The sequence below is a fragment of the bacterium genome, assembly GCA_016789445.1.
GTDB lineage: Bacteria > Patescibacteriota > Minisyncoccia > Phycocordibacterales > UBA2100 > UBA10103.
The window spans coordinates 245626-261212 of sequence record JAEUQT010000002.1; the positions used below are offsets into that span (position 1 = coordinate 245626).

A 15587-nucleotide genomic window follows, 5' to 3' on the forward strand; every position below is an offset into this window, starting at 1 on the left:
CGTTCAAAGCGCTAGGTTAGCGCCAGTTCATCCAGACCTTGGACTTGATCCAGTCCTTCCATTCTTTCTTATCGTCATTGTCCCAGCCCCGCTTCGGAGTGCTGCTGGATACATCGACTTCAGATGCAGTGAGGACCGACGACGAGGCGCTGAAGAGTCCTTTCACTTTCACCTTCGCGTTGAGGAAGAGCGATGCGAACGATCCGTCTTTGCCGTTAAGATCGAAGTTTGTCGAGGAATTCGTCTGTACCGTCGTGGTGGAATTACCGTGTGAGACGGTGAACGAATTGAGTGTCGCGTTGATCGAGGTGATGATGCCGGAGATCGATCTATTCGATTCGAGCTGCGTCCAATCCTTCACGACCTTCGCATTCACCGTGAGGCCGGACTGCGCCTGATCGATAGATCCGCGGAAGGAGACGATGTCGCCGACCGCGATCTGAGAAAGACCGGTCGCACTGCCTTTGTGTGCGGTGAATTCAGTACTGCCATCAGTTTTCACCGTCCAATCAAGCTTCGATGAACCGTAATTGGTCGTCGCGTTGATGGTGGAGCCGGAAACCGACGTCACTTTCGCGCCGCGCACGAGTGCGCTGCCGTTCGTGCCGAGGACGACCTCGACACCGGTGGCTGCTTTATCCGATTTCTTCGAGCCGTTATCCGCATGGGATGTAAGCGGGAAGAGCGCGAGCGCAGCAATGACTGCGAATACGCCAAGCAATGAATAAGAACTTCGCCCTACAGAATAGATATGCGTCATAGGTTGAAGAGGGTGTAGCTATGCTAAATGCACCCTCGTACCTATGAAGACGAGATGAGGTGTATTGACGTTTCCTTCGGAATGTTTCAAAAGAAAACAGCCCCACGCGGGGCTGTTTTCGGAGGGGAATCGATTACTGGGTAGAAACTTTCGCGGCAGCATCTGCTGCAGCTTCTGCCTGCATTGCTGCGACAGTCTTCTCGAGGATTTCAGCCTGCGTCTGTGCTGAGAATTTCGCCGAGGCGTTCGCTTCTGCCGTCATGTTCGGAAGAGAGGTGTGGACGGCGGTAGCGACGCGGGATTCGATCGCCGCCTTCTTCGCGCTTGCGAATGCATACCACGGGAATTTCGTCTCGATAGTGCCGTCGCTCGTCACCTGGGTGCGTGCATAGACCGTGATCGGAAGGATGCCGAAGAGGCGTGCCTTCTGCTTATGGCTGACCGCGACTTCGGTTTCAGAAAGAACGATATCGCGGATATCGGCATGCGCCTTTACGACACCGCGAGCGTACGAGTTGAGGTCGGCTTCGGAATCGACTTCTGCTGTCGAGCTGATCGTTACCTGAGTTGCATCGACATCAGATGCGGTGATCGTGATCGGTCCGACAGCGACACCGGTCTCAGGCTTTGCCTGCGCCTCGGTATCCGTTTCAGCAGTGACGGTGGCGTTGGATTCGAGGGTGGTGTAGGCACCTTCTTCCGTACCTGCCTCTGCTGAGACATCGACACCGGTATCGATCTTAAGAGCGAATGCCGGCTGTGCGGTTAAACCAAGAAGAACAATAAGCGTTGCAATCTTGTGCATAGTTTCAATGAATGTTTTTAACAACTAATCATGAAAGAGCAGTTGAATGTGATCTTTACCCCGTTAGATCGCGAGCATACGCGTCTAATGGGGCAATGGCTCACGTATATGAAGACGTTCATGAATTGTGCCGCTTACTTGACGACATTAGATTATTGTTTCTTTATTTCAGGAGCGTCTAATCGAAAATGCGGGCGAGGTAGGCGTTTATCTCGCGCTGATCGAGATCATAGAAATACATATTGTCGTAGTACAGGCGTGTTGCGAGGTCAACTCCGACGAACCGCCAGTGCCATGGCTCGAACTGGAAGAAGGAATTGCCCTCAGGATAGGAAAGCACGAAGCCGTATTCGTGCGCATGACGGATGAGCCAGCTGTAGTGCGGTGTATCACGGAATGACGTGCTTAACGTCGTCGGATTCTCCGCCGTCGTGAAGTCCACGGTCGTGCCGAGCTGGTGTTCGGAATACCCCTGATCAGCGGAGAATTTATTTGCGGTGCCCGCGCCGTAGGTGATCTTGTAACCTGATTTAAGAGAGCTCTGTGTGCCGAAGGAGCGATAGGAGGAGAGGATGCGAAGTGAAAAACCATCGCGCTCTGCGGCTGCCATCATCTTTTCGAGGAACGGGAATACACTGCCGTGGATCATCATATTGCTCCCCGACCGGGCGAGCATCTCCTCGTTAATCGGGACCAAGGGGTCCGGTATGAAATTCTCGCTCAAAAAATACACGGACGAATACTTCTGGAGTAGTTCACGATCGGTTTTCGACATCTTGTCGAGGAAATTGACGTTTGAAGCCAGTTCCTCTACTCGTTTGCCGAACGCGGCGTTTTCATCAGATGCTTTCCGTAAGAGTTCCTGCAGCTGGTCGCGCTCTTCCTCCACGCTACCCAATTTCTCCCGCAGTTCTGATACTGCTTTCCGGGAGACGGCGAGTTCTTCCCTTGTTGTTGAACCGCGGACATATGAAATGCCTGCATACACCGGTGCTCCGATGAGGGCGCCAAGAACGAGACCTGCAGCGCCATATGTCCAGATAGGGTATTGCGTGAGGAGTTTATGCACGCGCGTATTGTACGTCAGATCCTTTCTGCTCGGAAATCATCGAACTCGACATCCATGAAGTCGGTGCGGATGCCGACGTGCCCTGTGCCGAGGATGGGGGATTGCGTGTCCGAGGCGCTCAGGATCGGTTGCCAGATATCCGCATCGTCCTTCATGGATAGGGTGATTTCAACGCCCCCGTCTCGGGTGATGACCTCGCTCTTGAGGGAGATCCACTCGTTGTGCGGGATGAGGTTCTTCTCTACGTAAGGACCAGCATACATGGGCAGTTCGGCAAGTGTCGTATAGATCCCATTCCGTTTCTTCTTGATGATCGCGTGGCCGTCGACACGCACGCCCGCATAGTAGAGATTGTCCCCATCGTGGTAGCGGGACATGAGAAGCAACCCGTTTGATTCGTTGCGGTTGCGACTCGATGATTCGTTGTCAGTAATGATACGGAACCGCGCCGAAACGGAAACGTCTTCCCATTCGCGTTGCGTAAGAAGCCGGAAGAGATTCTGCGGATGACGGCCGCTATCGGTATCTTCGGCGCTTGATGCGGCATAGCGCTCCCGCCATGCATCCTCTCGCGGCAAAGTTCTTTGGATGGTTTTTCCGACCCCCTCTTCGATGAGTAACCGGCCTCCGGAATCCAGCCACCAATAGTCGCTCCCGCTCGTGGAGAAATCCGACGATTCCTCGAGCGTGCCATCGATATGGAACGAATAGGTAAAGGGCTCATCACGGATCGGATGGTTGTCCTGCACGAACGCGACCCGCGCCATGAGTGCGAATGCGATGACGCCGATCAGCATGAAAAAGAGTGAACGAGGAAGCGTCCTGCGTGAATAGAGCGCCGCGCCGTGCATCACGTCACGATATATCAATATGATAAACGCATCATGAACATACGTATTTAAGCCATCTCTATGCTCGCGCTTTCATGAAAAACGCATCATGCAACGAGAATCAATTGTCTGTAGTAGTCGGGTAATTAGAATTCCCGAAGAGTCAGCCGCATAGGTACTCGCAACTACCAACTAAGATTCACTACATGGAGCAACGGGAAGCGGTCATGTCGCTCGACATGCATCGCACAGCAGCATTATTCATAGCATTGGCCGTCATCACGGTCTTCATGCCGACTTCATCACATGCGGTTTCTGCCGCGAATGTCACATCGCCGTTCCGGTATACCTTCAATCAGTCTGGCACCTTGATGGAGGCAGGAAGCATGGGGGATAGTTCAAGCCCGTATTTCTGGGTCAACTCCGGAGGGAAGATGGAAATCAATAACGGACTCGGCATGACCGTGCAAGGAGGGCTTCCGGTCGTGGATGCTACTCGGCAACTGTACGCGAAAATGAATTCGCTCGATACCGCGAACGGCACGATGCCACAGAACACGTTCAGGCTCGTCACGCGCAGTCAGTGGGGGAGTGCGCAGGAAAGCGTGAAATTCAGGATCACCAAGACCAATCTCACCGACACGCCGAACCGCGACGGGTACAGCGGGATCTTCCTCTTCGGGCGCTACAAGGATCAGTACAATCTCTATTACGCAGGCATCCGACAAGATGGCGAGGCGGTCATCAAGAAGAAGATCGGCGGTACGTATCATACGCTCGGTGAGAAGCAGGTATTCGGCAGCCAGGCCGACTACGATCGATGGAGTAATCCGAATCTTATGCCGGCGAATACATGGATGGGGATCCGCGCGAAATACGAGAATCTTGCGGACGGCTCGGTGCGTATCCAGCTCTATCTCGACAAGAACAATACCGGGAACTTCACGCAGATCCTCTCGGTGATCGATAGCGGTACCGGCGGTGCGCCGTTCACCAACAAGGGCTATGCAGGTATCAGGACGGATTACATGGATGTCCAGTTCGAGGATTTCGATCTCCGGAATCTCTAATCGGTGACCGGGCGCACGAGTACCGACGAGACTTGTACGCGCGCCGTTCCTGGTTGCGGATCCCAGATCTGCAGACCTACGCCTCCCGAGAAGGTGCGCGAATAATCCTCCAGGATCGATGCGAAATCCCACGTACATTCGATGACGGCGCCATGCACCCGAATCCCGGGACGCACGTTCTCGCCGTAGCTGATGCGGGTATCGTGTTTTTCCTTGAGCGTGGTCGTTTCGCCGTTAACCGTCTGCTGCAGCCGCACGACTCCTTCTGAGAAGGCGCATGAATGGTAGGTCTTCGAGTCGACGACGTCGGCAAGAACAGAGACATGGCTGCCGTTCCAGTTCATCGCGGCTTTGAAGGAGTAATTGTCCCAGAGCGCTGATCCATCGAGGAAGGTCGATGCGCTCGTGATGCTTTGAGCAGCCGCGAGCTGAAGGTTGTTGCGTCCCATCTCGAGCGATCCCCATGCCGGTAACCAGCCGCGGCTCTCTGAGAAATCGTCCTCATACGGTAATTCCTTGGCGCGGCCGTTCTCCATGATGGAAAGAAGCCGTGCGCCGTCCCAGTCGTAATCGACGTGGATGCGATGTATGAGGAAATCAGCGCTCAGGCGTTCGTTGGTGAAGGGGAATGCGGATGAGAACGTCGCGGTCGTCGTACGAGGGAAGTTGAACGTATATGTCTGGTTATTCGTCTGCACGAACCCCCATTCGTAGAGGGAGCGCGCGGTATCTTCGGTAACGGATGCTCCTTCAGGGAAATTGTTCGCTCCGCGGATGCCGGTTTCATTTCCGAGCGGGAACGCGAAGGTGTCGATCGGCACGTTATAGGTGTTCTCCAGTGTTGTGCGTGCGTTGGTGAGATCGTCCCGCACACGTGCGGTGAATTCCTCGGGCGTCTCGATGCGGGCGGCATCCTTGTCCCAGATCCGGTCGGCAAAGAATATCCCATCACCGCCGCGCGCATCGGTCGGATACGAGCGGTGTCCGTCATATGAGTGTGATCCGATCGCCCATCGTCCGGTCTTCAGCATCCAGCGGATTTCTTCCGGAGAGAGGTAGTACGTACTCTCGGGTGTGTACGATGACTGCACGATGATATAGATCGCGGCGTTGTATCCGAGGGATTTGAGGATGGGATCTACGGGATAGAAGCTCTGCTTTGCGCCATCGTCGAAGGTGAGGAGGAACGACTTTTCAGGCAACTCCTTCTCGCCGCGCATGAACGCTTCGAAATCCTGCAGGCTCACCGCCTGCCAACCGGCATCCTTGAGTGTCGTCATCTGGTCGCGGAAACGCGAAACCGTGATGTTGTTCACATCATTCGCGTCGTCGACTACGCGGTGGTAGGTGAGTACGGGAATCGAAGAGGCGCTGCGTCCCGAGGCCTGCTCTTCGTGGGTGTCGAAACCGAAGGCTCCCGCCGCGCCTGCAAAGAGGCGGTTTTTCGCGACACCGGCCATAAGGGATTCAAGCGCGTACTTCGAGCCGACGTTGATGGTGTAGAAGAAGGGTGTCGTACCGAAGAGATCCATCTTTGCCGCGTAGGTCGAATACACGAACAGGAACAAGACCGCGACGATGCTTATGACGGTGGCTACTTTTCGTGCCGAGAGATCCAGGTACATAGGTTATCGGGTGCCCCAGCGTGAGTCGCGGAGCGTAAGTGCTGCCCACGGCAGCTGCCACATGAGGACTACGGAATTGAACCAGAAGCTGCAGATGGCGAGGAACCACTTGCGCTTACCGACTTGGAGGCGATAGAAGACGCCGTGGAGTATGAGCATGAGGAAGAGCCCGATGAGATAGACCACCGGCCACTGGCGCTCCGCGATGGGATACCACGCGAGAGCCCTGAAGAAGACGACCGGGGAAGCGAACGCGAGGAACACGTAGGAATAGAACGAGATCGCCGCGATCGGATTCTTCTTCCACATGAAGGTCGAGGCGATGAAGGTCTCGCGTATCCATGATTTCTTCCAGCGCTGCTGCTGTTTTACGTATTTACCGAAGGTCTCGGGCACGACCGTGTAGGCCTTCGCCTCATCGGAGTAGACGGCACGGTATTTGCGGATCATGAAATTCGTCAGCGAGCGATCGTCGCCGAAGGTGCATTCGGCTCCGAGGAATTTCTGATGACGCCACTCATCGATGAATTCCATGAGGTACGAGCGTCGATAGGCGCTGCAACAGCCCGGACAGCAGGTGACGGTGCCGAAGACGCTTTCCGCCGCTTTATAGACCTTGAATGAGATGTAGTAGCGGATCGCCTGCATCTGCGTAAGGAGATTCGTGTCCTGGTTGTAGACATCGGTGTGTCCCGAAACCGCACCGACTTCGGGATCGGCGAAATATTTCACGAGATGCGTGATGGCGTCCGGTTCGACGAAGCTGTCCGAATCGATGAATACGACGATGTCATGCGAGGCTTTCTGGGCACCCGCGGCCATGCCGGCACGCTTGCCTTGGTTGTGATCCCATTCGACGATCTCAACCCGTCCGACACGATCACAGATCTCATCGGCAGCCTGCCACATCTCCGGAAGCGTCGCGTCGGTCGAGCCGTCGTTGATGAGGATGACTTCAAGCTTCTCGCGGGGGTAGTTGATCATGCCGAACCGGCGGATGGTTTCGGCGATATTTTCTTCCTCGTTTTTTGCCGGTACGACGAAGGTGACCGATGGTTGATAGGTGAGGTCCGCCGCTACGGGTTTCTTGAAGTACGCGAAGATGAATCGGGAAAGGATGTAACTCGTGATGAGGATGCTGTAGAAGCCGAAGAATAGGTGGTCGTAGAACGAGTGGAAGGTGATCACTTTCAGGAGAAGGATGACGTAGATGGATGCGAAGAAGAGGAACCACGGACCAAGATCGCCGGTGAGCTTTTGCCAGCGCGTGCGTGGTGCTATCGCTGCGGGCAGGGGTGCGGGGGTTCCTTTGCGCATCTCAGGAATCGTTACCTGATGCACGGGAGAAATGGCTACCGATGGCGGCGTGGAAGCAATACGTCGCAGGCCTTGCGCGTGTAATGTCGGCGTCCCCAGATTCATAGCGTTGCGCGTCCGATGCCGGAGTAGTGCACGCCGCTTTCGAGGAAATCTTCTTTTCGCAGGCAGTTGCGTCCATCGATGACGATGCCGACGCCGCTGCGCATGAAGTGGAACGGGGTGAGCGTGCGGAATTCGCTGTGATCGGTCGCGATGAGCGCCGCATCGGCATCCTGTAAGGCTTCTTCCAGCGAATCAACGGTGGAATGCTCGGGGACATGCGGGTCGTAGATACGGACGACCGCCCCGCGTTTCTCGAGGATGTCGCGGATGGCTTCAGCAGGGCTCTCACGCATGTCCGGCACATCGCGTTTGTACGCCACACCGAGGAGGGCGACGGTCGAGCGGGAAAGCTGCTTACGCTTCCGACGCAGGGCCTTCGAGAGCATGCTGACCGTGTAATGCGGCATGCGGTTGTTGATCGAGCGTGCCGTGATGAGGAATCGATGCATGAAGCCGTTCTTCTCTCCGTAACGGATGAGATAGTACGGGTCTACCGGAATGCAGTGGCCGCCGACGCCGGCACCCGGGAAGTGGGGCATGAACGCGAAGGGTTTCGTGGAAGCACCGCGGATGACATTGACGAGATCGATGCCCGCGCGGTCGAACGCCATCGCGAGCTCGTTCACGAACGCGATATTGATGTCGCGGAATGCATTCTCAACCATCTTCACGGCCTCGGCCTCCTTGAGGGTGTTCAGCGGCAGTATCTGAGCATCGACGAGCTGCTCATAGAGCGCTTGCGCTTTCTCAAGCGATGCGGGACCTGCGCCGCCGATGACGCGCGGAATGCTGCCGACCGCCCACTTCGAATCTCCGGGATTGATGCGTTCCGGGCAGTGCGCGAGGTAGAAGTCACGCTCGACCTTGAGACCGCTCTTTTCCAATATCGGAAGGACGACTTCTTCGCATGCGCCGGGGTTCACGGTCGATTCGACGATGACGAGATTCCCGCGGCGGAGGGCTTTCGAGACGATATGTGATGCACCTTCCAGCGGAGCAAGATCCGGTTCATATCCGTTCACCGGTGTCGGTACGCAGATGATGAATACATCTGCTTCCTTGAGCTTCGATTCACTCATGGTCGCGGTGAGTATCTTCGTGCGTGCGAGCTCTGCTTGTTCCTCGGGGGTGATATACGCGACATCGCCGCTGCGGATGGATTCTATCTTCCGGGTATCGATATCAAACCCGATGACCGGGAATTCACGTGTTGCGGCACGGATGGCGAGTGGCAAGCCGACATACCCGAGGCCGATGACGGCGATGGTAGTGGTCTCATGCGAGGAAGGGGATGCTACGGATGTCCGATCTTCAGTATGCGGAATCGGTTCGAGGGTCTTTTGTATCATGGTAGTGCGCGCACATATGCGGAGAAATGAGCTTGTAATACAAGCTGCCCGTTACTCGTGATGACGATCACGACGCACATCAATTACTTCATGAGTGCTGTGTGAGATTTCGGGTTACGAGCTGGATGCCGGCGCAGCTGGCGGCGAAAGGGGTCGGGAAAACTGTAGTTTTCCCGTGTCGGAGAGCAGGTCGGCGAGCGAAGCGTAGTCGACCGTTGAGAACCGAGGGTTCTCAAGGAGGGGTGTGCAACAACCCCGACGCGCCGGGAGGGCCGTCGCACTCGTGCGTACAGCCCTCCCGGCTCATTCCCTCACATTCAGGGATGTCTCTCCCTCAGACTCCATATCCCTATTCATTACCGAAGTTTTGCTTCGTGCATTTCTAACTTTGCAGCTTGTTATGGACCGCGCTCAGGCGGGCCGTCTACCCGCACGCCCAAGCCCAGATAGGCGCGGGCGCGCGGGTAAAGAACCAAACTACGATCATGCTATCGAGGAGCGATGAATTGAACATGAAAGATTTCGGATTTCCTTCATATTTCAGATCTTGCGATGGGAATAGTCGACCGCGACTTCGTCGAAGAAGTTCTTATCACGCAGTGACGGTGCTGGTTCCGGAATCGCCGCGAGCGGAAGCGAGACAACCACGGTCGTTCCGCGACCGACCGCGCTGCGGACGGTGATCTTGCCGTGATGGAGGCGCACTAATTCGGAGACGATGGCGAGACCGAGTCCTGAGCCGCCTTTTGCGCGGTTACGTGACGGCTCCGCCCGATAGAACGGCTCGAAGATGTGGAAGAGATCTTGCCGTGCAATGCCTGCCCCGGAATCGTTGACGACGATTTCTACATGCGATGCGCCGATCTGCTCGGCGACAACGGAGATCGTACCGCCGCGCGCGGTGTAATTGATGGCGTTCTTAACCAGATTGGTCAGGATCTGCTCGAGAGCAGAGTAGTTGCCCAGCACGTAGCATGACTGTGCCACCTTCGTACTTACCTCGAGGTTCCGGAGCTTCGCGAGTCCGTCTAGTTTGCGGACGACATCCCCGATCACGCTGCCGACGTCTATCGGTTTGAATTCGATGCGTTCCGGTCGCACGGAGGCCGAGAGCGAGAGAAGATTATTGATGATGTCTGAAAGACGATCCAGCTCTTCAACGGTGCTCTCGAGCGTCTTGCGGGTTTCCGATGAGACGGTCTCGCCAAGGAGAGTGACTTCCGTGTTCGTCTTGATGATGGAGAGCGGTGTGCGCAGCTCGTGGGCGATATTACCGATGAATTGCTTCTGCGACGAGAGCGCATTTCGCGTAGGGGAGAGCGCGACGCGGGTGAGAAGGTAGCCGAAGGCGACGGTGGCGGTGGCCGTTATGACGGCGATGGCTGAAAGATTGTCCGATCGGATGTCCTCCAAGGCGGGCACGCTGCCGGAACTTCCGCCACCCATGAGGATGCTGTCGCGGACACCGGTGACGATCGCCAGCGAGATATCGTGGTAGAGATAATCCACCAAGATCCCGATGAGGGCGAGCAGGAAGACCGAAAACGCGACAAGCATCCCGATCACGTTGATCTGCGTACGCAGGAACGGATCGAACTGGTACTTATCCGCGAAGCCGGTAACCGATGCCGCGAACCGTTTCCAATATGCTTGGATCTCCTCCTTGAGCAAGCTTCCTTCGAAGATTCTTGACATGAACATCGACGACGTTACTGAACGACTCATAATTGAAATCCCATAAGTGAGAAAGAAGGTCCTCGCGATTGATCACCTGATTCGGGTGGCGCATGAAGTACTCGAGGAGCCCGAACTCCTTAAGAGTGAGCGGGATCTCGTTGCCATCGCGAAGGACGGTGCGCTCGACGGGATTCAATTCCACGTTATCGACCTTCAGGACATCGGGCACTGCTTCGTTCGGACGACGGAGCAAGGCATGGACACGCGCAGAGAGTTCTTCGAATGAGAACGGCTTTACGAGGTAGTCGTCGGCGCCTGAAAGAAGCAGATCTACCTTCTTATCGGTCTCATTGCGTGCGGTGAGGATGAGGATCGGCACGGTGACGCCCATCTCACGGGCGCCTTTGCAGATCTCATGGCCATCCATGGAAGGGAGCATGAGGTCGAGGATTATGAGATCGTAGTCATTACGATGGAGGGAGATGCGCGTGAGCGCCTTCTTGCCATCATCGATAGTGTCGACGCTGTAGCCCTTAAGGGTGAGGCCGCGGGCGAGCGCATCAGCCAGTTTCTTCTCGTCTTCGACTATGAGTATCTTCATATGGTAGTGATTTAGGGTTGCTAACGCGCACTGCACGGCGTCATGACCTTCATAAGAGCGCCGAACTCACTGGTCTAACCATATACCGGCACTGATTAAGCTTTCATGAAGAACCTCTTCATCTAACGACGGGGGAGGGGGATAGGTCTTACAATGGCTTAAAATAAGGATTTTATGGCATCATGCCCAATCACGCATGCATCGCTGCTGCGATGTTGCGCGACCCCGCCTCGGCGCCAAGCGCTTCCGGCCTTGCGACGGGGCCCCACCCCCGTCTCACGCTTCACTCCCGCTTAATCCCGCCTCTTCATAATCCTAGGTACCACGCGCAACCGTGGCATGTACCTATTATCGGTTATCAATCACTCATCTATGAAATCACGCATAGCATCTACAACGATCGCAGCACTCATGATGACCGCCGGCGTTGCGGCAGCGCAGTCGGTACCGGTCACGGTATCGAATCAGGGCTCGACTGTCTCGCCATCGGCGAACGCATCAGCGGTGACACTCGGCTCGTTCACGCTCGTCTCGAATCAGAGCGCTCAGGCTAACATCGCATCAATCCCGCTTACTCTTACGACCCAGTCCGGGGGAAATCCGTCCGATCTCTCATCGTGTCAGGTCTATTCATCGAACGGTTCGGCCCTTGCCGCGAGCGGCCTTACCAATCTCTCGAACGGCACCCAGACCGTAACGTTCAACCCGCCGTTCCAGCTCGGTGGTAACCAATCCGCAAGCTTCACGGTCCGCTGTAACACTGCGGGCAATATCGCCTCTGGTGCTACCTATCAGTTCGCGGCAGGCACGCCGACGCTCTCGGGTTCGACTTCGAATCCAACCGGAGCCGCACTCAGCGTGGCTCTCGGCACGACTCCGGTCGTCCGTCCGGGTGCGCAGGACGCTCCGATGGCGGTGATATCGTTCAGTGCATCGAACTCAAACTCATCGGTACAGCTCTCTTCACTCCCGATCAGTCTCTCGTTCGCGGGAGGCGCAACCGCAGGCTCGGTGAGCGACTGTCGCGTACGACCGTTGGGTAACCTCGGTACCGCGCTTAATAGCGGGAATAACATTCCGACGGTGATCTCCGGTTCGAACGTGATCACGTTGGATAGTCCGTTGGTGGTCTCTGCAGGGAATTCGACTTCGGTCGTCTTGACGTGTGATATCTCGAGCTCAGCTCCGTCCGGTGGCACCGTGCTCGTGAGCGTCACGCCAAGTGCCATTCCGGCAACCGTTTCCGGTTCTTCCACGACGGTAACGCCGACAACGGCTACGACTTCAAGCGGCAATGCCGGTCCGACATCCGGTAGCGTGCTTATCTCCGATAGCGCACCGGTAACCGGTGGTCCGATGATCCCCGGCGCACCGAACACCGGCTTGGGAGAGACCGGCAACCTTATGGTCCTCGCGGCTTCCGCGATCGCGATCGTACTCGGTGCCATCCTCTTGCGTCGTCGTATCGCGTAATCCAACGCGCTGATACTTCAAAAGCCCCGCATTCGCGGGGCTTTTGCTATGCACGAGCCTTCTCGATGTGTGCGAATACTCCTTCTATCTCAGCGAGTCCGACGGGCTTGGTGAGGTGGTAATCGAATCCGGCACTCTTCGCGCGTTGTTTATCCTCGTCCTGTCCGTAGCCGGTAAGGGCGATGAGTGCGGAATCAGTCTCTTCTTCGCGGAGATTGCGAGCAACCTCGTACCCATCCATGTCCGGAAGACCGATATCCAAGAGGATGATATGCGGCGCTTCGCGTCGCGCAACGGTGATGGCGTCAGCGCCGGCAAAGGCGAGCTTCACCTCATGTCCTCGTAACGTAAGCAGCTTCCCGAGACCCTGCGCTGCTTCGGTATTGTCGTCGACGACCAAGATCTTGAACGAGCTCGACACCAGTGGTCGTTCGGGTGCGCGAGCTGTCAGAGGTGAGATTGAAAGATGCACGGCGCTTGCCGGTAGGTGCAAGGTGAACGTACTTCCGTTGCCGAGACCCCGGCTTTCCGCCGTAATCGAGCCGTCGTGCATTTCCGCTAACTTCCGTACGACGGAGAGTCCGATGCCGAGGCCGCTGGTGCGTTTCGAGGGGACTTGCTGGAACGGTTCGAATACACGATCGAGCATCTCAGGCTGGATGCCGATCCCGTTGTCACGCACCGCAACGGCGAGGCCGCTGTCTTCGCGATGCGCAATGACTTCGATCGTCCCGCCGCGCTCAGTGTATTTCGCGGCGTTCGTGAGGAGGTTCACGAGCATCTGTTCAAATCGCACCGGATCGACATGCATCCAGATCTTCCCGTCGGGCATATCCGTTTCTATCCGATGCTGCCGGAGATCCATGAGCGGCTTCGCGATCTCGATCGCTTTTTCCACCGCAGGTCTCAGTTCGACATCTTCGCGCTTGAGTTCGAAGGTAGCCTGCGTGATACGGGACATATCGAGGAGATCGTCGAGCAGATGTCCCATGGTCCGTACACGCTCTTCGGCGGCACTGAGCATCCGTGTTTCCTCGGGATCACCCTCATCGCCGCGTTTGAGCTTGAGGAGTTCGACCGTGGAGAGAAGCGGTGCGAGCGGATTGCGAAGCTCGTGCGCCAAGACGGCGAGGAATTCGCTTTTTGCCTGATTCTGGTGACTGAGCTGCGCAAGCGCATCCTCGAGACGGCCGACATGGGTGCGGAGCATGGTATTGATGGTCTTGCGTTCTTCTTCGATACCGACGAGAACGAAGAAAATCACCGTGATGATGTTGAGGAATATCTCGACATTGAATATACGAACACCCATCTGCTCCGGTGCAATCGCGTGCGGCCCGTAGAGTACTCCCGCGATGGCATTCACGGTTACGAAGAGGAGCGCCGCGGTCATCAGTCGAGGTCCCAGGCGGAGCGCGATCCAAAAGAGCGGGATAAGGAGGAAGTAGACCAAAGAAACACCCGCGAATCGGACGTTATCGGTCCAGAAAAGCGGTATCGTAATTCCTGTGAGCAGAACAAGGGCGATCACTATCTCAGCAGTTTGTGCCCTCGTGCGGGGATGCAGGCGCGGTTTACCTATCCAGCGGATGAGGAAGGATCCTACGACCAACATGCTGAGCAGCGTTCCCGCCCACCACGTGCCCCAGGTCACCGTGAGCGGCAAGGCGTCGCCCAGCCACATGTCGATGGCACGGATTCCGAAGCCGGCGCTCGGGAGTATCATCGAGATAATGAGCGAGATCGACATGAACGTAAAGACATCACGTCGTCGACCGAAGAGAGGATCGAATCCTGCTTTTTTAAGAAGATAGGCACCGGCGAGCGCCTGTATCGTGTTCACGATCGGGAATCCGATCATCGAGATTGCTGAGGAACCGTTGATGATGAGGTTCGTGAGCGAGGCAAGATAGATCGCCGGCCACATCGTAAGGCCGCCGAGGACGAGCCCGGCGAGCCCGACGCCCGCTGCAGGTGAAATGACCGCGGGGGAGAAGAAAAGATAGCGACTGAGTTGGGATGATGCGAGGAATGCTCCGAAAATGACCAGAGCTATCAGCCATTCGCGTTTTCCCGAAGGCAGATACTTCGCGCGGATAGCAGCCATAAATATAGGATTGTAGATTTTTAGAGTGAACGCTTCATGAAGAGGAGGTCGAGACCGTGTGTAATTCCGCCCCTCGAACTCAATGTTACTGAGAACGTGCGGTCGACATCTACTGCGATGGGTCGTGGGAGCGGCATATTCGCTGCGCGAGGTTCTCAGGCCGGAATTACATACGGTCTCTTGGGGGGAGGTAAGGTATACTCACTAGATGTCACAAGAACATCTGGCGGTGCGGCCGCACGACAAGATGGTCGAAGTCCTGATGGATCCGGCGGGGGTGGGTCCTTCGGTGCATTACTACATGATCCGCGGAGGCACTGATCGGAAGAATATAACCGTATGGGAACCAGGGACCATCAGCGGGGAATACATCAAGACGTATGGTCACTATCACATCGGCCAATTGGACGAGACCTATTGGGTACTTTTCGGCGAAGGAGTCATCCTCCAGCAGAAGCTCGTCGAGGACAACGGGGCGCATCAGGCTGATCGAGTTGAATTGTTCCGAGCCATCGTGGTAAAGCCGGGGGATTCCGTATATATGCCACCAGGACACGGTCATCTTGCTGTGAATATCGGGAAGACGTATTTCGTCACCGCCGATGATTCACCGGTCAACTTCGGCGACAAGGATCCGGTATCTATGCCGGGACATGCTGACTACGAGATGGTCAAACAGATGCATGGATTCGCGTATTACGTCATCGAGAAAGACGGCAAACCCGCACTGAAAAAGAATCCGCTCTACACAGAAGTGCAAAAGACCGATTTCGGGGGACTTCCTGTCGTAGAATAGGGA

The 15587-nt window shown here is 56.0% G+C and carries 13 protein-coding genes; 3 read left to right on the forward strand and 10 right to left on the reverse strand.

The window, feature by feature from the left end:
• Positions 1 to 16: 16 nt before the first annotated feature.
• The 4 genes from JNK62_03120 to JNK62_03135 form a co-directional block, all read right to left on the reverse strand.
• On the reverse strand, positions 17 to 760 hold the full coding sequence (locus JNK62_03120) for a hypothetical protein (GenBank protein ID MBL8158498.1): 744 nt from the start codon (positions 758 to 760) through the stop codon (positions 17 to 19).
• A 133-nt stretch (positions 761 to 893) separates the two neighbouring features.
• Positions 894 to 1565, reverse strand: a complete 672-nt coding sequence (locus tag JNK62_03125) for a hypothetical protein (protein ID MBL8158499.1) — start codon at positions 1563 to 1565, stop codon at positions 894 to 896.
• 178 nt (positions 1566 to 1743) lie between these two features.
• Positions 1744 to 2634 (reverse strand): D-alanyl-D-alanine carboxypeptidase family protein, encoded by an 891-nt coding sequence (locus JNK62_03130; GenBank protein ID MBL8158500.1) that lies wholly within the window; start codon positions 2632 to 2634, stop codon positions 1744 to 1746.
• 14 nt (positions 2635 to 2648) lie between these two features.
• Positions 2649 to 3485 carry a hypothetical protein gene (locus tag JNK62_03135; protein MBL8158501.1) on the reverse strand — a complete coding sequence of 279 codons (837 nt, stop codon included), beginning with the start codon at positions 3483 to 3485 and terminating at the stop codon, positions 2649 to 2651.
• A 185-nt stretch (positions 3486 to 3670) separates the two neighbouring features.
• Between JNK62_03135 and JNK62_03140 the strand changes: the two genes are divergently transcribed.
• On the forward strand, positions 3671 to 4534 hold the full coding sequence (locus JNK62_03140; GenBank protein MBL8158502.1) for a hypothetical protein: 864 nt from the start codon (positions 3671 to 3673) through the stop codon (positions 4532 to 4534).
• Here the strand turns inward: JNK62_03140 and JNK62_03145 are convergent.
• From JNK62_03145 to JNK62_03165, 5 genes are all read right to left on the reverse strand, one after another.
• A complete protein-coding gene (locus tag JNK62_03145) occupies positions 4531 to 6159 on the reverse strand; it encodes a polysaccharide deacetylase family protein (GenBank protein ID MBL8158503.1) in 1629 nt (542 codons plus the stop codon). The two genes, JNK62_03140 and JNK62_03145, sit on opposite strands and share 4 nt — an antisense overlap.
• Positions 6160 to 6162: 3 nt before the next feature.
• Positions 6163 to 7581, reverse strand: a complete 1419-nt coding sequence (locus JNK62_03150; protein MBL8158504.1) for a glycosyltransferase family 2 protein — start codon at positions 7579 to 7581, stop codon at positions 6163 to 6165.
• Positions 7578 to 8930 carry a nucleotide sugar dehydrogenase gene (locus tag JNK62_03155; GenBank protein MBL8158505.1) on the reverse strand — a complete coding sequence of 451 codons (1353 nt, stop codon included), beginning with the start codon at positions 8928 to 8930 and terminating at the stop codon, positions 7578 to 7580. The genes JNK62_03150 and JNK62_03155 overlap by 4 nt, the downstream gene beginning before the upstream one ends.
• 540 nt (positions 8931 to 9470) lie before the next feature.
• Positions 9471 to 10625 (reverse strand): HAMP domain-containing histidine kinase, encoded by a 1155-nt coding sequence (locus tag JNK62_03160; protein MBL8158506.1) that lies wholly within the window; start codon positions 10623 to 10625, stop codon positions 9471 to 9473.
• Positions 10534 to 11208 (reverse strand): response regulator transcription factor, encoded by a 675-nt coding sequence (locus JNK62_03165; GenBank protein ID MBL8158507.1) that lies wholly within the window; start codon positions 11206 to 11208, stop codon positions 10534 to 10536. Before JNK62_03165 ends, JNK62_03160 begins: the two co-directional genes overlap by 92 nt.
• 372 nt (positions 11209 to 11580) lie before the next feature.
• Between JNK62_03165 and JNK62_03170 the strand changes: the two genes are divergently transcribed.
• A complete protein-coding gene (locus JNK62_03170; GenBank protein ID MBL8158508.1) occupies positions 11581 to 12681 on the forward strand; it encodes a hypothetical protein in 1101 nt (366 codons plus the stop codon).
• A gap of 46 nt (positions 12682 to 12727) precedes the next feature.
• On the opposite strand, the gene JNK62_03175 is transcribed toward JNK62_03170, so the two are convergent.
• Positions 12728 to 14788 (reverse strand): response regulator, encoded by a 2061-nt coding sequence (locus JNK62_03175; GenBank protein MBL8158509.1) that lies wholly within the window; start codon positions 14786 to 14788, stop codon positions 12728 to 12730.
• A gap of 208 nt (positions 14789 to 14996) precedes the next feature.
• On the opposite strand from JNK62_03175, the gene JNK62_03180 reads away from it, so the two are divergent.
• Positions 14997 to 15584, forward strand: a complete 588-nt coding sequence (locus JNK62_03180) for a hypothetical protein (protein ID MBL8158510.1) — start codon at positions 14997 to 14999, stop codon at positions 15582 to 15584.
• The last annotated feature ends 3 nt before the right edge of the window (positions 15585 to 15587 follow it).